Here is a 20,144-nt window from a genome sequence, read left to right on the forward strand (position 1 = left end):
CGTGGACGCAGGGTTACGACTGCTTCGCAGCCGGACGCAGCCTCGCGGGCTCGGCAGCTGCTACGTTAGCCGCGTTCAGGCTGGAAGCGTACGACAAAACCTTTGAGGTTTTGCTGGCGACCCAACAAATCACGCAGGCGATCGGCTTCTGCACGCTCGATCAGCGGCCCGACAAACACCCGATTCTTGCCATCGGCGGTACGGATGTAGGCGTTGTAACCCTGGCTGCGCAGGGATTTCTGCAGGCTTTCGGCGCTGGCACGACTCGACAGGCTGGCCAGCTGCACCGACCAACTGACTGACAAGCCATTGGCATCGACGCGGCTCTGGGTGGTGTCTGGCTTCGCCGGTGCGGCAGCAATCGGCTGGGCTGGCGCAGGTTTGGCGACAGGCGCAGGTGGCGGCGTCACCGGTTTTGCGGCAGGTGCCGGGGTCGAAACCACGGGAGCAGCCGGAGCAATCGGTGTCGATGGCGCTTGCTGATCGGCAATCTCGTCGTCGCTCGGCACGGGTTCCTGAGGCAAAACTTGCGGTTCAGGCACCACCACTGGCTCGACCTGCAACTGTGGCACCGACGGTGCTTGCGGCGCAGATGGCGCCTGCACCGTCACCTGACGTTGTTCGTCCTGACGGGAAAACAGCATCGGCAAGAAAATCACTGCCAGCGCGATCAGCACCAGGGCACCGACCATGCGCTGTTTGTACGCCTTATCCAGCAAAGCCATTTGCCGCTTCCTCCGTGGAGCGCCGGGCCAGCCATTCAAGGGCCTCGGCAACACAATAAAATGATCCGAACAACAGAATCTCGTCGTCGCTCGTCGCCAGTGCGCACTGCCCTTCCAGGGCGGCCGCCACACTGCCATAGGACGTTACCGACGCGCCAAGGTTCTGCAAGGCCGCGTGTAAATCCGCAACCGGACGCGCCCGTGGAGAATCCAGCGGCGCGACAGCCCATGACTGGACACTAGCATTCAATTCGCCGACAACACCATCCAGATCCTTGTCCGCCAGCAATCCGAACACCGCCAGACGCTTGCCAACCGGTGGACGACTGGCCAGACGCCGGGCCAGATACTCTGCCGCATGCGGGTTGTGTCCCACATCCAGCAACACATTCAACTGCTTGCCCTGCCACTCGAACTGCCGGCGATCGAGACGACCGACGATTCGTGTAGCTTTCAACGCTTCAATAATCTGTGCATCGACCCACGGCAAACCGAGCAACAGATAAGCCTGCAGCGCCAGCGCCGCGTTTTCCATCGGCAGATCCAGCAACGGCAAGTCATGCAGCTCGACCACGCGCCCTTGAGCGTCGAGACCGCGCCATTGCCAGTTTTGATTGGTGATGCCGAGGTCGAAATCGCGCCCACGCAAGAAAAACGGGCAAGCCAGCTCGCGCGCTTTATCCAGCAAAGGTTGGGGAGGATTCAGATCGCCACACAGCGCAGGCGCGCCTTGGCGGAAAATGCCGGCCTTTTCGAAAGCCACGGACTCACGGGTATCACCCAGGTAATCGGCGTGATCGACGCCGATGCTGGTGACCAGCGCGATATCGGCATCCACCACGTTGACCGTGTCCAGACGCCCGCCCAGGCCGACTTCCAGCACCACGGCATCGAGACTGGCCTGTTGAAACAGCCAGAACGCCGCCAAGGTGCCCATTTCGAAGTAGGTCAGGGTCGTCTCGCCACGGCCAGCCTCGACTGCAGCAAAGGCTTCGCACAGCTCGACATCAGAAGCTTCGACACCGTTGACCTGCACCCGCTCGTTGTAACGCAGCAGGTGCGGAGAACTGTAGACACCAACGCTCAGGCCCTGCGCCCGCAGCAACGAAGCCACGAACGCACAGGTGGAACCCTTGCCGTTGGTGCCGGTGACCGTGATCACCCGAGGCGCCGGCTTGCCCAGTCCCATGCGGGACGCTACCTGTTGCGAGCGCTCCAGGCCCATGTCGATGGCCGAAGGGTGCAACTGCTCAAGGTAGGCGAGCCACTCGCCAAGGGTACGTTGGGTCATATGTTGGCAGGTACCGGCGGAACCACAATTGGCTCGATTGGCGCGGCGACGAATTTCGGCGTCGGCAGGCCCATCATTTGTGCCAGCAGGTTGCCCAGGCGCGGACGCAGTTCCTGACGGTGAATGATCATGTCGATCGCGCCGTGTTCCAGCAGGAACTCGCTGCGCTGGAAGCCTTCCGGCAGTTTTTCACGCACGGTCTGCTCGATTACGCGCGGACCGGCGAAGCCGATCAGGGCTTTCGGCTCACCGACGATCACGTCGCCAAGCATAGCCAGACTGGCGGAAACGCCGCCGTAGACCGGGTCGGTCAGTACCGAGATAAACGGAATGCCTTCTTCACGCAGACGCGCCAGTACCGCGGAGGTCTTGGCCATTTGCATCAGCGAGATCAGGGCTTCCTGCATCCGCGCACCACCGGAGGCGGCGAAGCAGATCATCGGGCATTTGTTTTCCAGCGCGTAGTTGGCGGCGCGAACGAAGCGCTCACCGACGATGGCGCCCATGGAACCACCCATGAAGGAGAATTCGAACGCCGAGACAACCACCGGCATGCCCAACAGGGTGCCGCTCATGGAGATCAGTGCGTCTTTTTCGCCAGTCGCCTTTTGCGCAGCGGTCAGGCGGTCCTTGTACTTCTTGCCGTCGCGGAATTTCAGACGGTCAACCGGCTCCAGGTCAGCGCCCAGTTCGGCACGGCCTTCAGCGTCGAGGAAGATGTCGATACGGGCGCGGGCGCCGATACGCATGTGGTGGTTGCACTTGGGGCAAACGTCCAGGGTCTTTTCCAGCTCTGGACGATACAGCACAGCCTCGCAAGACGGGCATTTGTGCCAAAGACCTTCAGGCACCGAGCTCTTCTTGACCTCGGAACGCATGATCGAAGGGATCAGTTTGTCTACTAACCAGTTGCTCATGCTTTCTTTCTCCAGTACCGGCGGCCCGAACGCTTTGGTTCGCAGCCCCGCGTATGCCCTTGAGCTAAATTCATGTGTGTGGCGATGATCAGCGGGTTGCCGGGTCAGCGAAACTGACCTGCGTACACCCCAAAAACCCTCAGCCGTGCCTGCTTTCGTGCAAGTGAAGTTATGGACGGCGGCAGTTAGCCAGCCGTCACATCACGTATTGCTTTGATAAATGCGCGGATCTTTGCGTGATCCTTGATGCCTTTGCTCGCCTCTACTCCACCGCTGACATCCACCGCATACGGCCGGACCCGGGCAATCGCCTCGGCAACGTTTTCAGGGTTGAGCCCGCCCGCGAGGATGATCGGCTTGCTCAAGCCTTGCGGTATCAATGACCAGTCGAACGCTTCGCCGGTTCCGCCCGGCACCCCTTCGACATAAGCATCAAGCAGGATACCGCTGGCACTCGGAAACGCATCGCATGCCGCCGCAATATCATCCCCGGCCTTGACCCGCAGAGCCTTGATGTACGGTCGATGCCAGCCTTCGCATTCTTCAGCGGTTTCGTCACCGTGGAACTGCAGCAGGTCCAGCGGCACCGCGTCGAGGATCTCTCCCAACTCGCAGCGACTGACATTGACGAACAAACCCACGGTGGTCACGAACGGCGGCAAGGCCTTGATAATCGACCTCGCCTGCTGAAACGTCACCGCCCGTGGGCTCTTGGCGTAAAACACAAACCCGATCGCATCGGCCCCGGCCTCGACTGCCGCCAGCGCATCTTCTATGCGGGTAATCCCACAAATCTTGCTGCGAACGGCTGACATGTCGATAAAACCCCAGGGCAAATCCGAGAAAGTCCCGGATGGTAACAAATGCGTTCGAGGGCGTCAGCCGTCAAGTTCGGCGAAACCGGTCAAGAAGTGCGGCCCAATGTAACGTTCGGGCAACTGGAACTCGTCGCGGTATTCCACCTGCACCAGATACAGGCCGTACGGGTGCGCCGTCACGCCGCCGGAACGGCGAATGCGGCTCTCCAGCACTTCTTTCATCCACTCCACCGGGCGCTCGCCGGAGCCAATGGTCATCAGTACCCCGGCGATGTTGCGCACCATGTGATGCAGGAAAGCGCTGGCGCGGATATCGAGCACGATCATCTTGCCGTGTCGCGTCACGCGCAGGTGGTGCAATTCCTTGATCGGCGACTTGGCCTGGCATTGCCCGGCGCGAAAGGCGCTGAAGTCGTGAGTGCCGACCAGGTACTGCGCGGCTTCAGCCATGCGCTCGACGTCCAGCGGACGATGGTTCCAAGTGATTTCTTCGTTCAGGTGCGCCGGGCGGATCTGATCGTTGTAGATCACGTAGCGATAGCGCCGGGCGATAGCCTTGAACCGCGCATGAAAATGCGCCGGCATGACCTGCGCCCAACTGACGCTGACGTCGTGGGGCAAATTGATGTTGGCGCCCATGACCCAGGCTTTCAGCGAGCGCTCGACCTGAGTGTCGAAATGCACCACTTGGCCGCAGGCATGCACGCCCGCATCGGTGCGCCCGGCGCAATGCAGCGACACTGGCGAATCGGCGACTTTGGACAGTGCATTTTCGAGGGTTTCCTGCACGGTCAGCACGCCAGAGGCCTGACGCTGCCAGCCGCGATAACGCGAGCCTTTGTATTCAACGCCCAATGCGACCCGGAAAAAGCCGTCGGCCGCCATTTCAGCAGCCGGATTATCTATATTTGCCAAGGGGTGACAGCCTGCTGATCTACGCAAAGGCGGGCATTATAAGGCCGCAGGTCGATGACGCCAGAGCTGTGTGGCGTTTGGACCATTGCATCGCTCCCGCCGACTTCGCTATATAGATGACTACACAACGAAAACATAAAACCGAGACCTGATGATGACCGCCACCCTCAAAGAAGCCGTAGGCCTGGCTTATAGCCTGGACGGCATGCTCCACGCCAAACGCAAGACCTGGGAAGCCATCGAAGAAATGGCCCGCCGCGTCAAACCCGGCATGCTGGAATCCGAAGCCCAGGCGATGAGCCTTGAAGTGCTGAACGAACTGGGCATGGACCGCATCTGGCACCCATCAAAGATTCGTTTCGGCGAAAACACCCTGAAAACCTTCAAGCAGCGCTCCGACGGCGATCCGGTGCTGGCGCAAAACGATATTTTCTTTATCGACCTCGGCGTGGTCTGGGATCGTCACGAAGGCGATTCAGGGGCGACCTTCACGGTCGGCGACGATCCCGAGATGAAGGCGTGTGCCGTGGCGGCGAAAACCCTGTTTGATCAGGTTCACGATTACTGGCGCACGCAACAGGTGGCCGGGCCTGAGTTGTATCGCTATGCCGATGAGCAAGCGACGGCGATGGGCTGGAAGTTGAACCTGGAGATCAAGGGGCATCGGGTCAGCGATTTCCCCCATGCGATTTACCGGGCGGGGGATTTGGGCAATTTCGAAGACTGCCCGAATGTCGGGTTGTGGATTCTGGAGATCCAGATTGCCCACCCTACCCGGCCGTTTGGTGCGTTTTATGAGGATTTGTTGGCCTGATTAGCGCAGTAGATCCCCTTGTGGGAGCGGGCTTGCTCGCGAATGCGGTGTGTCAGTCACCATCAATGCTGAATGACACACCGCATTCGCGAGCAAGCCCGCTCCCACAGGGGATTTGCGGTGATACAGAAACAAAAACGGCAGCCTCAATGGGCTGCCGTTTTGTTTACTGCCGATCTCGAATCAAGCCAGGCGCGAAAGCATTTCCTTGGCTTCGCTCTTCTGACCTGCATCACCCTCGGTCACGACTTCGTTGAGGATGTCGCGGGCGCCGTCGTTGTCGCCCATGTCGATGTAGGCCTGGGCCAGATCGAGTTTGGTGGCGACTTCATCGGTACCGGAGAGGAAATCGAATTCCGGCTCGTCAGCCACCGAGGCGGCCGCGTCTTCGGCGGTGAAGGTGGGCTCGTTGATGGTCTGGGACAGACGATCCAGCTCGGCGTTGACGTCATCCAGCTCAGCCGCGAACGCATCCTTGGGCTCAGGAACGTCCATTTCGTCAGCCAGGGACAGGTCGAAATCGGCCGGCAGCTCCAGGTCATCCAACGCCGCTTCGTTCACGGTTGGCGCATCGACAGGAGGCAGGTCTTTGACGCCTTCGTCCAGGTCCAGCAGGAAATCATCTTCGGCCAGGGTCGCTGGCGAAGCATCGCCACCGAGGTCCAGGTCCAGATCGAAGTCCGACAGGTCGTCGAGGTTTTCCTTGATGTCGGTCTGCTGCTGCAGCACCGACTCAAAGCTCAGGTCGTCGTCCAGCGGGAACTCGTCCAGTTCGGCCAAAGGTTCCGGCGCTGGCGTTGGAGCAACCACTGCCGGAGAGGCGTTTTCCAGATCATCCAGGCTCAAGTCGAACGCGCTGTCGAGATCATCTTCAGCGGCCGGAGTTGGCGCTTCAGGTTCATCCAGCAGCAGGTCTTTGACGTACTGGGCGTCCAGTTCGGCGGCGATAGCGGCGGCAGCGATGCCACCCGCCGCCGCGAGGGCCATGGCCGGGAAACGGCTTTTCAGCTGTTCGACCTGAGCGAAGTTATCGCCATTGGCCACCAGTTGGCGTTCCTGGGCGACGAACGCATCACGATCGCCTTGCTGACCGTAGACTTCCATCAGCTTCAGGCGCAGGTCGCTGCGTTGTGGTTCTTGCTTGATACCGTCTTCGAGCAACGCTGCTGCCTGGTTCAGGCGACCCGCGTTGATGTGAGACTGAGCGTGGCTCAGCACGTCGTCATTGCGCTCGGCGGCTGGCGAAACCAGCGGTGCGGCGATCGGCGGAGTGACGATAACCGGCGCAATTACCGGAGCCGGTGCTGGCGGAGGCACTGGCGCCCCTGGCTTAGTGAGCGTCACCGCTGGCGGCGGAACTTCAAGGCCTTCGAAGCTGCTTTCCGGCAAGTCTTGCTCGGTGGAAAACTCTTGCTCTTCAGCCAGGGCACGCGCCATGCGCAGGTGCTTTTCGGCTTCTTGCTGGGCTTTGCGGCGACGGGCCAGCAGCAACAGCAACAGCAGCAGGACGATGGCACCACCGCCCACCAGACCCAACAGGATCGGATTGGTCAGCAGGTCGTTGAACTTCTGGTTGTCGGACGCGGCAGGCGTCGATTCGACTGGGGTTTCAGCCGGGGCCGTTGTGGCCTCAGGTGCGGTGACAACAGGCGCAGGTGTAACCGGAGCCGTGGCGGTCGGTGCAGCTTCAGCCGGGGTTGCCGCCGGTGCAGGAGCAGGCGTCAGTTCCGCCGAGATCGACGGAGCAGCCGCCGTCGCCGCTGGAGCGGCCGGAGCAGCAGCGCCTTCAGCCTGCAACTTGGCCAGTTGATTGTTTTTCAGTTCGATCAGGCGTTGCAGCTTGTCCAGCTGACTTTGCAGATCGGTCATGCGGCTTTTCAGTTCAGCGTTGTCACGACGGGTCGTGTCGAGGCTTTCCTGGGTCACCGCCAGTTTGTTGCTCAAATTCTTCGCATCACCGGCGGCACCCTTGCGGCCCTTGCCGGATTCGGCAGACACCAGGCTCAGCTTGTCTTTCGCTGCCTGGGTCGGAGTGGCATCGGCACTTCCACGCTTGGTGGCATCGAGTTGCTGCTGGCCGGTGCCAGGCTTGGCCACATAGCGACGACCCTGGCGCCACGCGGTGTTCTGCGCGGCGACTTCAGCGATGGCCTTGGGTTGCGGCAGGCTGGTGCTTTGCACCTGATCCGGCATGCGCAGGACCTGGCCGGTTTTCAGCAAGTTGATGTTGCCGTTGATGAAGGCATCCGGGTTCAGCGCCTGGATGGCCAGCATGGTTTGCTGCACCGAGCCGCCATTGCGCGCCTTGGCCGCGATTTCCCACAGGGTATCGCGCGGCGTGGTGGTGTAGGTCGTTGGCTTGGTAGCACCGGTCATCGGCGCGGTCACTGCCTGGGACGGCGCAGGTTGGGCGGCGGCATCGGCAGTTTGCGGCGAGAATTTGGACGGATCGAGCAGCACGCTGTAATCGCGCAACAAGCGACCGTTAGGCCACATCACCTGAACCAGGAATTTCACCATCGGTTCGGAAAGCGGTTTGCTGGAGGTCACGCGCAGGATGCTTTTGCCGCTGGCGTTGAGCACCGGAGTGAAGGTCAGGTCGTTGAGAAACGCCTGGCGATCAACCCCGGCCTTGGCGAAATCTTCTGGCGAGGCCAGGCTCGGCACCACTTCGGCAGCGGTGAGGTCCTTGACGTCGAGCAGCTCGATTTCTGCGACCAGGGGCTGGTTCAGCGTCGATTTCAGGGTCAGTTCCCCGAGCCCGAGAGCATGCGCCATACCGGAGGACAGCGCCGAGGCGGCCGCTATTGCTAACACCAGTTTGCGAACTTGAACCATAGCCTCATCCTTTGTTTGAACATTCCTCGGCCAGCGAGAAGGTATTGAAAGTCGCTGCCGTAAGGCATTGCGCGCGGCGGCGAAGGGTCGTCGCGCGCGATCATTTCTTTGATGCCCCGGAAAGTCCCGTAGGGTGACTTGCCTTTAGCACTCCGGCCAAGCATAGCGCTCGGCTAGAATCATTCGACAAATTGTTGCCAAGTATCTTTTACAGCAGGTCTTTTATCAACAATTCAGCCACCTGCACAGCATTGAGCGCCGCGCCTTTGCGTACGTTATCTGACGTCAGCCACAAATTAAGTTCCGACAGGTCGTCGACACCGCTGCGTACCCGACCAACGTAGACCACATCCTGCCCGACCGCATCACCTACCGGTGTCGGGTAATCGCCGGCTTCCACCAGTTCGATACCCGGCGCGTCTTCCAGGGCGGCGTTGACTTTAGCCAGGTCCACAGCGCTCGATGACTGCAAGGTCACGCTAAAGCTATCGCCAAAAAACACCGGGGCTTGAATGCAAGTTGCGGAAATCTTTAATAAAGGTAGCGCCATGACCTGACGCAGCTCTCGCACCAGGCGCTTTTCCAGCAGCGTATGACCTTGCTCGTCAGGTTTGCCGACCTGGGCCAGCAGGTTGAACGCCATCTGCCGATCGAAGAATGTCGGCTCCAGCGGACGCACGTTGAGCAGCTCGGCGGTCTGCCGGGCCAGTTCGGTCACGGCTTCGCGGCCTTGGGCGGAAACGGCCAGGCTGGCGGTCACGTTGACCCATTGCAGGTCGATCACGTCGAGCAACGGCGCGAGCACCACGGCCAGTGTGGTGGCCGACGGGCTCGGGCTGCTGACCTGGAATGGCTTTTTCAGACCGGCCAGTACCTGGGCGTTGGCTTCCGGCACGATTTGCGGCGCTTCATCGGCCGACAGTGCGCCGGACAGGTCAATCAGCGAGCAACCGGCCGCGCGGGCACGGGAGGCGAAGCTCAGGGTGACTGCCGGGCCGGCGGCGAAGAACACCAGTTGCACCTTGCTGAAATCGAACTCATCGACTTCGCGCACGCGCACGTTCTTGCCGCGAAACGGTACCGAATGCCCGGCGGATTCGCTGCTGGCCAACAGGTGCAGGTTGGCGACCGGGAAGTCCCGCTCTTCGAGAATCTGCACGAGCGTTTCGCCGACGGTACCGGTGGCGCCGATCACGGCAATATCGAAGGACTGGCTCATGGTTCTACCTCTGGCGAAACGGGGGGAGCGGCACTTTACCGGGTGGGTGGCGTGCAGGCAATTTCTGCCGGGATTTGTAGTGGATGTTCCGGCCTCTTCGCGAGCAAGCCCGCTCCCACAGGGTAACCGCATTCCCATGTGGGAGCGGGCTTGCTCGCGAAGGCGGCCGATCAGGCAACCCATCAGCATCAGGTTGCCGCCCATAAAAAAACCCGCACCTCTTTCAAGGCACGGGTTCTTTCACAGCTTTAAACGATCAACGCTCAAGCAGGATCCGCAGCATGCGACGCAGCGGTTCGGCCGCGCCCCACAGCAGTTGGTCGCCAACGGTGAAAGCGCCGACGTACTGGGTGCCCATGTTCAGCTTGCGCAGACGGCCAACCGGTACGTTCAGGGTGCCGGTGACTTTCGTCGGGCTCAGTTCCTGAATGCTGGCTTCGCGGTTGTTCGGTACCAGCTTGACCCAAGGGTTGTGCTGGCTGATCAGCCCTTCGATATCAGCGATCGGCACGTCTTTGTTCAGCTTGATGGTCAGCGCCTGGCTGTGGCAACGCATGGCGCCGATGCGCACGCAGATGCCATCGACCGGGATCGGGCTCTTGAAGCGACCGAGGATCTTGTTGGTCTCGGCCTGGGCCTTCCACTCTTCGCGGCTCTGGCCGTTCGGCAGTTCCTTGTCGATCCACGGGATCAGGCTGCCGGCCAGCGGTACGCCGAAGTTTTCAGTCGGGTAAGCGTCGCTGCGCATGGCTTCGGCCACACGACGGTCGATGTCGAGGATCGCGCTGGCCGGGTCGGCCAGTTGATCGGCGACAGCGGCGTGGGTCGCGCCCATTTGCTTGATCAGTTCACGCATGTTCTGCGCGCCGGCACCGGAGGCCGCCTGATAAGTCATGGCGCTCATCCACTCGACCAGGCCGGCTTCGAACAGACCGCCCAGGCCCATCAGCATCAGGCTGACGGTGCAGTTGCCGCCGATGTAGTTCTTGGTGCCCGCGTCGAGCTGCTGGTCGATGACCTTGCGGTTCACCGGGTCCAGCACGATCACCGCGTCATCCTGCATACGCAGGCTGGAAGCGGCGTCGATCCAGTAACCCTGCCAACCGGCTTCGCGCAGTTTCGGGAAGACTTCGCTGGTGTAGTCGCCACCCTGGCAGGTCAGAATCACGTCGAGGGTCTTCAGCTCTTCAATGCTGTAAGCGTCCTTGAGCGGAGCAATGTCCTTGCCCACGGACGGGCCTTGGCCACCGACATTGGAAGTGGTGAAAAACACCGGCTCGATAAGATCGAAATCCTGCTCTTCCAGCATCCGCTGCATGAGCACGGAACCGACCATACCGCGCCAACCGATCAGACCTACACGTTTCATCGCAACTACACCTTCTTTAAAAAGTGGGCCGCTGCTTTCGAAGTTGAAAGTGGCAGCGGGCCCGAGAGATTACAGATTCCGCAGCGCGGCGACTACTGCGTCACCCATTTCCTGCGTACCGACTTTAGTGCAACCGGTCGACCAGATGTCGCCAGTGCGCAGGCCCTGGTCCAAAACCAGACTGACGGCCTTCTCGATCGCATCCGCCGCATCCTGCAAGTTGAAGCTGTAACGCAGCATCATCGACACCGACAAAATGGTCGCCAACGGGTTGGCAATGCCTTTGCCCGCGATGTCCGGCGCCGAACCGTGGCACGGCTCGTACATGCCCTTGTTGTTGGTGTCCAGGGACGCCGAGGGCAGCATGCCGATGGAACCGGTGAGCATCGATGCCTGGTCCGACAGGATGTCGCCGAACATGTTATCGGTGACGATCACGTCGAACTGCTTCGGTGCACGCACCAGTTGCATCGCGGCGTTGTCGACGTACATGTGGCTCAGTTCGACTTCAGGGTAATCCTTGGCCACTTCTTCGACAATTTCACGCCACAGTTGGCTGGAGGCCAGTACGTTGGCCTTGTCCACCGAGCAGAGCTTCTTGCCACGAACCATGGCCATGTCGAAACCGACACGGGCGATACGGCGGATTTCGCTTTCGCTGTACGGCAGCGTGTCGTAGGACTGACGTTCGCCGTTTTCCAGGGTACGCGTACCGCGTGGCGCGCCGAAGTAGATGCCGCCGGTCAGTTCACGGACGATCAGGATGTCCAGGCCCGCGACGATTTCAGGCTTCAGGCTCGACGCCTCGGCCAGTTGCGGGTACAGGATCGCCGGACGCAGGTTGCCGAACAGGCCCAGTTGCGCACGAATTTTCAGCAGGCCGCGCTCAGGGCGGATATCACGCTCGATGGTGTCCCATTTCGGGCCGCCCACGGCGCCCAGCAGTACCGCATCTGCAGCGCGCGCGCGATCCAGGGTTTCGTCAGCCAGCGGCACGCCGTGCTTGTCGATGGCGGCGCCACCGATCACGTCGTGGCTCAGCTCGAAGCCCAGGCTGTACTTGGTGTTGGCCAGTTCCAGCACTTTGACTGCTTCGGCCATGATTTCCGGGCCAATACCGTCACCTGGGAGAATCAGAATCTGCTTGCTCATGCTTTCCTCATGTCATCAGTCGGTGTGCCCTCAGGCACACCCGGAAAAATTCTATCGCTTATCTTTCAGCCATCAGCACCAGTACATCTGTACTGAACGAACCATCGGCCTCAATCTCAAAATATTCGCGTACTTCATTGCCCATCGACTGCTGCAACTCGCGGATCGCCGCGCGCATCACTTGCGGTGTGCGCATGCGTTCGACCCAGCTGTTGTACTCCAGACGCAGCCGCTGACGCGTGGCGCTGCGGGTATGCAACCCCGCTTCGCTGACCTGGCGCAACCACTCGCCAGCAGAATAATCGCGTACATGGCTGGTGTCGCGCAGCACTTCGACGCTTTGCAGGTAGGTGTCGAACAACGGACTGCCGGGCGACAGCACGTCGACGAACGCCGCCACGCCGCCCGGCTTCAGCACCCGGCGCACTTCCCGCAGAGCCAGGCCGAGATCGCTCCAATGGTGCGCCGAATAACGGCTGAACACGAAGTCGAACTCGCCATCGGCGAACGGCAGGCGCTCGGCGGCACCGTTGACCGTGGTGACATTGCTGAAACCACGATCAGTCGCTGCGGCAGCCACCACGTCGAGCATTTGCTGGGACAAGTCGTAGGCCACGACTTCTTTCACCAACGCGGCGACGTGGAAACTCACGTGACCGGCACCGCAACCCAGGTCCAGCACGCGGGCGTTGCCCTGCCCGGCCAGTTCAGCCTGTAGCAGCGCGAATTCAGTGCCTTGAGCGTGAACGGCACTGCTCAGGTAGGCCGAGGCCTGTTCACCGAATTGCTTTTGTACGACTTGGCTGTGCTGGGTCATGGGGACTTCCTTTTTGGGGTTTAGTCTTGTGGTGTCTGGGCTGCCGTCTTCGCGAGCAAGCCCGCTCCCACATTGGAATTTCGTCGTTCACAAAACCCCTGTGGGAGCGGGCTTGCTCGCGAAGAGGCCGGCCCTGTCTACATCAATCCCGGATCAATCAAACATCGCGAAACAACCAGGGCTGGCTCGCCCGGTGCTTGCTTTCAAACGACGCAATCGCCTCGTGGTCCATCAATGTCAGACCGATATCGTCCAGACCATTCACCAGGCAATGCTTGCGGAATTCATCCAGCTCAAAGTTGTAGACCTTGCCATCCGGCCGGGTCACGGTCTGGGCTTCAAGGTCGACGGTCAACTGGTAGCCAGGATTCGCTTCGACTTGCTGGAACAGCTCATCCACCTCAGCGTCGCTCAAGATGATCGGCAACAAGCCGTTCTTGAAGCTGTTGTTGTAGAAGATGTCGGCATAGCTCGGCGCGATGATGCTGCGGAAACCGTACTCTTCCAGGGCCCACGGCGCGTGTTCACGGCTGGAGCCGCAACCGAAGTTCTCGCGAGCCAGCAACACGCTGGCGCCTTGATAACGCTCGGCGTTGAGCACGAAATCCTTGTTCAGTGGACGCTTGGAGTTGTCCTGGTAGGCATAGCCCACGTCCAGGTAGCGCCACTCGTCAAACAGGTTCGGACCAAAACCGGTGCGCTTGATCGACTTCAGAAACTGCTTCGGAATGATCTGGTCGGTGTCGACGTTGGCTCGGTCCAATGGCGCGACCAAACCGGTGTGTTGGGTAAAAGCTCTCATGTGCGGTTCCTCAGATCAGTTCGCGAACGTCGATGAAACGACCGTTGACGGCAGCCGCCGCGGCCATGGCCGGGCTCACCAGGTGCGTACGGCCACCGGCGCCCTGACGCCCTTCGAAGTTGCGGTTGGAGGTCGAGGCGCAATGCTCGCCCGATTCCAAACGGTCCGGGTTCATCGCCAGGCACATCGAGCAACCCGGTTCACGCCACTCGAAACCGGCTTCGAGGAAAATCTTGTCCAGGCCTTCAGCCTCGGCTTGCGCCTTCACCAGGCCCGAGCCCGGCACCACGATGGCTTGCTTGATCGTCGAAGCGACTTTGCGGCCCTTGGCGATCACCGCCGCAGCGCGCAGGTCTTCGATCCGCGAGTTGGTGCAGGAACCAATGAATACGCGGTCCAGCTGAATATCGGTGATCGCCTGATTGGCGCTCAAACCCATGTATTTCAAGGCGCGTTCGATGGAACCGCGTTTGACCAGGTCCATTTCCTTTGCCGGGTCCGGCACGTTCTGATCAACCGCCAAGACCATCTCGGGCGACGTGCCCCAGCTGACTTGTGGCTTGATCTGGGTCGCGTCGAGCTTGACCACGGTGTCGAACACCGCATCGGTGTCGGAAACCAGGTCTTTCCAGGCTTCGACCGCCATGTCCCATTCCGCGCCTTTCGGAGCGAATGGACGGCCCTTGACGTATTCCACGGTTTTTTCGTCTGCGGCTACCAGACCTACGCGAGCGCCAGCCTCGATGGACATGTTGCAGATAGTCATGCGGCCTTCGATGGACAAGTCGCGAATCGCGCTGCCAGCGAACTCGATGGCGTGGCCGTTACCGCCGGCGGTGCCGATCTTGCCGATCACCGCGAGCACGATGTCCTTGGCCGTCACGCCGAACGGCAATTTGCCTTCGACCGACACCAGCATATTTTTCATTTTCTTGGCGACCAGGCACTGCGTGGCGAACACATGCTCGACCTCGGAAGTGCCGATGCCGTGGGCCAATGCGCCGAATGCGCCGTGGGTCGAGGTGTGCGAGTCGCCGCAAACCACGGTCATGCCCGGCAACGTAGCGCCCTGCTCCGGGCCGATCACGTGAACGATGCCCTGACGCACGTCATTCATTTTGAACTCGGTGATGCCGTATTCGTCGCAATAGTCATCGAGGGTCTGAACCTGCAAACGCGAGACCTGGTCGGTAATCGCTTCGATGCCGCCCTTGCGATCCGGGGTGGTCGGCACGTTGTGGTCCGGGGTGGCGATGATCGAGTCGACGCGCCAAGGCTTGCGCCCGGCCAGACGCAGGCCTTCGAAAGCTTGGGGCGAAGTCACTTCATGGATGATGTGGCGGTCGATATAGATCAGCGACGACCCATCGTCGCGCCGTTTCACTTCATGGGAATCCCAGAGCTTGTCGTAAAGCGTTTTGCCGGCCATCAGACGGTCCTCATCAGCTTGCTTCTATTTTCTATGCCTTGGGTTGTGCAGCGGTTCAATAACCCCTTGGCTTGTGAGGTCGATCCTAGGGGGTTACATTAAATAACTCAAATTCATATTTTTTATGCTTTGGATAACCAACTGGAATACATGAATGGATCTGGCCAACCTCAACGCCTTTATCGCGATTGCCGAGACCGGGAGTTTCTCCGGCGCGGGCGAACGGCTGCACCTGACCCAACCGGCGATCAGCAAGCGCATCGCCGGGCTGGAACAGCAATTGAAGGTGCGCCTGTTCGATCGCCTGGGCCGTGAAGTCGGCCTGACCGAGGCCGGGCGCGCCCTGCTGCCGCGGGCTTATCAGATTCTCAACGTGCTGGACGACACCCGCCGCGCCCTGACCAACCTGACCGGTGAAGTGAGCGGTCGCCTGACCTTGGCCACCAGTCACCACATCGGCCTGCACCGTTTGCCGCCCTTATTAAGGGAGTTCACCCGTCGTTACCCACAGGTCGCGCTGGATATTCAGTTCCTCGATTCGGAAGTGGCCTACGAAGAAATCCTGCATGGCCGCGCCGAACTGGCGGTCATCACCCTGGCGCCGGAGCCCCATGCGCTGGTCAAGGCCACGCCGGTGTGGGACGACCCGCTGGACTTCGTGGTCGCCCCGGAGCACTCGCTGATCAGCAACGGCCCGGTCACCCTCGCGGATATTGCTCTGCACCCGGCGGTTTTCCCCGGAGGCAACACGTTCACCCACCACATCGTCCAGCGTCTGTTCGAAGCGCAGGGCCTGACGCCGAACATTGCCATGAGCACGAATTATCTGGAAACCATCAAGATGATGGTCTCGATCGGCCTGGCCTGGAGCGTTTTGCCGCGCACCATGCTCGATGATCAGGTGGCGCGTATAGCTTTGCCGGGCATACAGCTCACTCGCGAGCTAGGCTATATCCTGCACACAGAAAGGACGCTTTCGAATGCGGCACGCGCCTTTATGGCCCTGCTGGATGCACAAATTGATCTGCCAAGGACCCACGGCTAACTTGTGCTACTCCTATAGAGCTGCAAAACCCCGTGCCTAACGCCCCATTCAGCCCAAGGCCTGCTGCCAATGCCCAAATCTGTTGACCGTATTCCGCCGATGCCGCGTATTCAGGCCATTGACCCGCAGCGGTCGGAGCAGAGCTGGGAAAGCGCGCCGCAGCTGTTGGCCGCGCTGAACGGCGCGCGCCTGGGGGCGTGGTATTGGGACATCGAACGCGGGCAGATCAGTTGGTCCCGGGGCACCCAGGCACTGTTTGGTTTCGACCCCAAGCAGCCCTTGCCGGCGGACCTCGAATACTTGGACCTGCTGCCCCCGGAAGACCGGGCGAAAACCATTCGCGCGTTCCATCAGGTGATCGCCGGCGCTCCGCTGGAACAGGCGATGCATCACCGCATCCGCTGGCCCGACGGCAGTCTGCACTGGCTGGAGATCAACGGCAGCCTGTTGCCGGACAAGCACGGCCGGCCACGAATGATCGGGGTGATTCGCGAGATCACCCACCAGCGGCAGCGGGAACAGGCCCTGAGCAGCTCGGAAAAGCGCTTCGCCACGCTGTTCCATCTGTGCCCGAACATGGTGCTGCTGACCCGTCAGGAAGACGGCTTGATCAGCGAGGCCAACCAATATTTCGAAAGCCTGTTCGGCTGGCCGGTGCAAAGCGTCATTGGCCGCACCACTCTGGAACTGGGCCTGTGGGTGCATCCTGAGCAACGTGCATTGCTGGTCAAGGCGACCAAGGCCAAGGGCGAATTGATCAACATGGAAGTGCAGTTTCGCGCCAGCAACGGCCAGGTCCACGATGGCATTCTCAGCGCGCAAAAGGTCGAGCTCGAAGGCCAGCCGTATTTGTTGAGTACGTTCCTCGACACCACTGAACGCAAAGCCGCCGAACATGCGCTCAAGGACAGCCAGGAACGCCTCGACCTGGCTCTGGACTCGGCGCAGCTCGGTACGTGGGACTGGCACATCCCCAGCGGCATGCTCTACGGCTCGGCGCGGGCGGCACAGCTGCACGGCATGGAGCCCAAGCCATTCCATGAAGCCTTCGATGAATTCTTCGAAGGCGTGCCCGGCGAAGAACGCAACAGCATGCGCAATGCCTACCGCAGCTTGCGCGAAGGCCCGGCCGGCAATTATCAACTGACCTATCGCGTGCAATTGGCCGATGGCAGCTCGCGCTTCCTGGAAAGCCGTGCGCGGCTCTATCGCGATGAAAACGGCCAGCCGCTGCGCATGGCCGGTACCCTGCTGGACATCACCGATCAGGTCGAACGCGAGCAGCAACTGGTGGCCTCGGAGGAGAAATTCGCCACGCTGTTCCAGGTCAGCCCCGACCCGATCTGCGTGACTCGCCAGGACAGTGGCCAGTTCATCGAGATCAATTCCAGTTTCACCCAGATTTTCGGCTGGACCACCGACGACGTGATCGGCCGCAGCGCCGATGAAATCGGCCTGTGGGACGCTTCAGCGAAAAGCCTGCAACGGATCGAGCAAGTGATCCGCGAGCAAGGCCTGAGCAACGTCGCGATCCTCGTTCAGCACAAGGACGGGCAAACCCTGACCTGTGTGATTTCCAGCCGACAGATCAGCGTCGGCGAACAACCGTGCATCGTCACCACCCTGCGCGACATCACCCAGCAACAGCGTTCGGAAGCGGCGCTCAAGGCCAGCGAAGAGAAATTCGCCAAGGCGTTCCACTCCAGCCCCGACGCCATCACCATTACTGAACGCGACACCGGGCGCTATCTGGAGGTCAACGACGGTTTCTGCCGCCTGACCGGCTATCGCGCCGATGAAGTGGTCGGCAAAACCGTGTATCAAGTCGGCATCTGGGCGGAAGAAAAACAACGTTCGTCGCTGCTGGCCGAGTTGCAGATCAAGGGTCGCGTGCACCACCAGGAGATGCTCGGGCGCAATAAACGCGGGGAACTGCTCACCGTCGAAGTCTCGGTAGAACCGATCACCCTCAACGAAACCGCGTGCCTGCTGCTGACCGCTCGCGACGTCAGCCTGTTGAAAAACGCCGAAGCGCAGATCCGTCACCTCGCCTACCACGACCCGCTGACCAACCTGCCCAACCGCGCACTGTTGATGGATCGCCTGAGCCAGCAGATTGCCCTGCTCAAGCGCCACAACCTGCGTGGCGCCTTGATGTTTCTCGACCTCGACCACTTCAAGCACATCAACGACTCCCTCGGTCACCCGGTCGGCGACACGGTACTGAAGATCATCACCGCGCGCCTCGAAGCCAGCGTGCGCATGGAAGACACCGTAGCGCGCCTCGGTGGTGACGAGTTTGTGGTGCTGCTCAGCGGCCTGGAAGGTTCGCGCAGCGAAGTCAGCGAGCAGGTTCGGGATCTGGCCGACACCTTGCGCGAATTGCTCTCGGAACCGATGTTCCTCGACGGCCAGCGCCTGCAAGTCACGCCAAGCATTGGCATCGCGCTGATTCCCGATCACGGCTCGACCCCGACCGACCTGCTCAAGCGCGCCGACATTGCCCTGTACCGGGCCAAGGATTCGGGGCGCAATACCACGCAGATGTATCACAACACCATGCAGAAGGCCGCCAGTGAACGGTTGCGCATGGAAACCGACCTGCGCCTGGCCCTTTCCCGGGGTGAATTCAGCGTGCATTACCAACCCCAGGTCGATGCCCAGGACAACCGCATCATCGGCGCCGAAGCACTGGTGCGCTGGAACCACCCGGAACTCGGCGCGCAATCGCCCACTGAATTCATCAAGGTCCTGGAAGACAGCGGGCTGATTCTGGAAGTCGGCACCTGGATCCTCGACGAAGCCTGCGATGCCTTTAAACAATTGATCGCCAAGGGCTTGATTGACCCGCTCAATTTCAGCCTGTGCGTGAACATCAGCCCACGCCAATTCCGCCAGAACGACTTCGTCGAACGCATCGAACGCAGCCTCAGCAGCCATGGCCTGCCTTGTTCGCTGCTGAAACTGGAAATCACCGAAGGCATCGTCATCCAGAACCTGGAAGACACCATCAACAAAATGCGCCGCTTGAAAAAACTCGGCGTGAGCTTTGCCATGGACGACTTCGGCACTGGCTATTCTTCGCTGACCTACCTCAAGCGCCTGCCGGTGGACACGTTGAAAATCGACCAGTCGTTCATCCGCGACGCCACCACCGACCCCAACGACGCCGAAATCATCCGCGCCATCGTCGCCATGGCGCGCAGCCTGGCACTGGAAGTGATTGCCGAAGGGGTTGAGACGCCAGAGCAACTGGAGTTTTTGCAGGGATTAGGTTGCCATTTGTATCAAGGCTACCTGCACAGCCGGCCATTGCCGGTGGAGGCGTTTCAGACATTGCTCAAATAAATCACGCCCCCCCGTAGCAGCTGTCGAGCCCCAGCGAGGCTGCGTCCGGCGGCGAAGCCGTCGTAAACCCAGCGTACGCGGTTTACCTGATACACCGCGCTGTATGATTTCACGACGGCTTCGCCGCCGAACGCAGCCTCGCTGGGGCTCGACAGCTGCTACGGGGCCGGGAATTGCGAGTTTTTGTCTCAGCCTGTAGGGTCGCGTTTTTTGCGCCGCCTCAAAGAGATCAACCATGCAGGATGCAACCCTCCCCCGCCCAGCCTTGCTGGGTATCGACCTTGGGACCACTAATAGCCTGATCGCCGGTTGAGGCGTTTCAAACGTTGCTCAAATAAATCCCCCGTAGCAGCTGTCGAGCCCCGGCGAGGCTGCGTCCGGCGGCGAAGCCGTCGTGAGTTCATACGACGCGTTGTATCAGGTAAACCGCGTGCGCTGGGTTTACGACGGCTTCGCCGCCGAACGCAGCCTCGCTGGGGCTCGACAGCTGCTACGGGGACGGGAACTGCGAGTTTTTGTCTCAGCCTGTAGGGTCGCGTTTTTTGCGCCGCCTCAAAGAGATCAACCATGCAGGATGCAACCCTCCCCCGCCCGGCCTTGCTGGGTATCGACCTTGGGACCACCAACAGCCTGATCGCCGTCTAG

15 protein-coding genes are annotated in these 20,144 nt (G+C 60.7%); 3 read left to right on the top strand and 12 right to left on the bottom strand.

Annotated elements, in window-relative coordinates; all coding sequences use genetic code 11:
- Positions 1–65: 65 nt before the first annotated feature.
- From NK667_RS16725 to truA, 5 genes are all read right to left on the bottom strand, one after another.
- Entirely contained in the window at positions 66–725 is a 660-nt protein-coding gene (locus tag NK667_RS16725; RefSeq protein ID WP_054615510.1) for an SPOR domain-containing protein, read from the bottom strand.
- Complete coding sequence (folC, locus tag NK667_RS16730; RefSeq protein WP_054615511.1) at positions 709–2,016, bottom strand: bifunctional tetrahydrofolate synthase/dihydrofolate synthase; 1,308 nt, start codon at positions 2,014–2,016, stop codon at positions 709–711. Before folC ends, NK667_RS16725 begins: the two co-directional genes overlap by 17 nt.
- Positions 2,013–2,933 carry an acetyl-CoA carboxylase, carboxyltransferase subunit beta gene (gene accD / locus NK667_RS16735; protein ID WP_054052935.1) on the bottom strand — a complete coding sequence of 307 codons (921 nt, stop codon included), beginning with the start codon at positions 2,931–2,933 and terminating at the stop codon, positions 2,013–2,015. Before accD ends, folC begins: the two co-directional genes overlap by 4 nt.
- 185 nt (positions 2,934–3,118) lie before the next feature.
- Entirely contained in the window at positions 3,119–3,748 is a 630-nt protein-coding gene (locus NK667_RS16740; RefSeq protein ID WP_054615512.1) for a phosphoribosylanthranilate isomerase, read from the bottom strand.
- A gap of 63 nt (positions 3,749–3,811) precedes the next feature.
- On the bottom strand, positions 3,812–4,636 hold the full coding sequence (gene truA / locus NK667_RS16745; RefSeq protein ID WP_054052931.1) for a tRNA pseudouridine(38-40) synthase TruA: 825 nt from the start codon (positions 4,634–4,636) through the stop codon (positions 3,812–3,814).
- 184 nt (positions 4,637–4,820) lie between these two features.
- On the opposite strand from truA, the gene NK667_RS16750 reads away from it, so the two are divergent.
- Positions 4,821–5,480: a M24 family metallopeptidase gene (locus tag NK667_RS16750; RefSeq protein WP_054616289.1), complete on the top strand. Its 660-nt coding sequence runs from the start codon at positions 4,821–4,823 to the stop codon at positions 5,478–5,480.
- A gap of 183 nt (positions 5,481–5,663) precedes the next feature.
- On the opposite strand, the gene NK667_RS16760 is transcribed toward NK667_RS16750, so the two are convergent.
- The 7 genes from NK667_RS16760 to leuC form a co-directional block, all read right to left on the bottom strand.
- Positions 5,664–8,318 (bottom strand): FimV/HubP family polar landmark protein, encoded by a 2,655-nt coding sequence (locus NK667_RS16760; protein ID WP_054615513.1) that lies wholly within the window; start codon positions 8,316–8,318, stop codon positions 5,664–5,666.
- A 208-nt stretch (positions 8,319–8,526) separates the two neighbouring features.
- Entirely contained in the window at positions 8,527–9,537 is a 1,011-nt protein-coding gene (locus NK667_RS16765) for an aspartate-semialdehyde dehydrogenase (RefSeq protein ID WP_054615514.1), read from the bottom strand.
- A 256-nt stretch (positions 9,538–9,793) separates the two neighbouring features.
- Positions 9,794–10,906: an aspartate-semialdehyde dehydrogenase gene (gene asd, locus NK667_RS16770; RefSeq protein WP_054052925.1), complete on the bottom strand. Its 1,113-nt coding sequence runs from the start codon at positions 10,904–10,906 to the stop codon at positions 9,794–9,796.
- A 69-nt stretch (positions 10,907–10,975) separates the two neighbouring features.
- A complete protein-coding gene (gene leuB / locus NK667_RS16775) occupies positions 10,976–12,058 on the bottom strand; it encodes a 3-isopropylmalate dehydrogenase (protein WP_054615515.1) in 1,083 nt (360 codons plus the stop codon).
- A gap of 58 nt (positions 12,059–12,116) precedes the next feature.
- The gene (locus tag NK667_RS16780) at positions 12,117–12,875 is read right to left on the bottom strand and encodes a class I SAM-dependent methyltransferase (protein ID WP_054615516.1); all 759 of its coding nucleotides are present in this window, start codon (positions 12,873–12,875) and stop codon (positions 12,117–12,119) included.
- A gap of 157 nt (positions 12,876–13,032) precedes the next feature.
- Positions 13,033–13,677 (bottom strand): 3-isopropylmalate dehydratase small subunit, encoded by a 645-nt coding sequence (gene leuD / locus NK667_RS16785; protein ID WP_054615517.1) that lies wholly within the window; start codon positions 13,675–13,677, stop codon positions 13,033–13,035.
- A gap of 10 nt (positions 13,678–13,687) precedes the next feature.
- Positions 13,688–15,106 (bottom strand): 3-isopropylmalate dehydratase large subunit, encoded by a 1,419-nt coding sequence (gene leuC, locus NK667_RS16790; protein ID WP_054052917.1) that lies wholly within the window; start codon positions 15,104–15,106, stop codon positions 13,688–13,690.
- Between the two features lie 154 nt (positions 15,107–15,260).
- On the opposite strand from leuC, the gene NK667_RS16795 reads away from it, so the two are divergent.
- A complete protein-coding gene (locus NK667_RS16795) occupies positions 15,261–16,151 on the top strand; it encodes a LysR family transcriptional regulator (RefSeq protein ID WP_054052915.1) in 891 nt (296 codons plus the stop codon).
- A gap of 69 nt (positions 16,152–16,220) precedes the next feature.
- Positions 16,221–19,499: a sensor domain-containing protein gene (locus tag NK667_RS16800; protein ID WP_054052913.1), complete on the top strand. Its 3,279-nt coding sequence runs from the start codon at positions 16,221–16,223 to the stop codon at positions 19,497–19,499.
- Positions 19,500–20,144 lie beyond the last annotated feature (645 nt).

Origin of the sequence: Pseudomonas nunensis, from assembly GCF_024296925.1 — a bacterium.
GTDB lineage: Bacteria > Pseudomonadota > Gammaproteobacteria > Pseudomonadales > Pseudomonadaceae > Aquipseudomonas > Aquipseudomonas nunensis.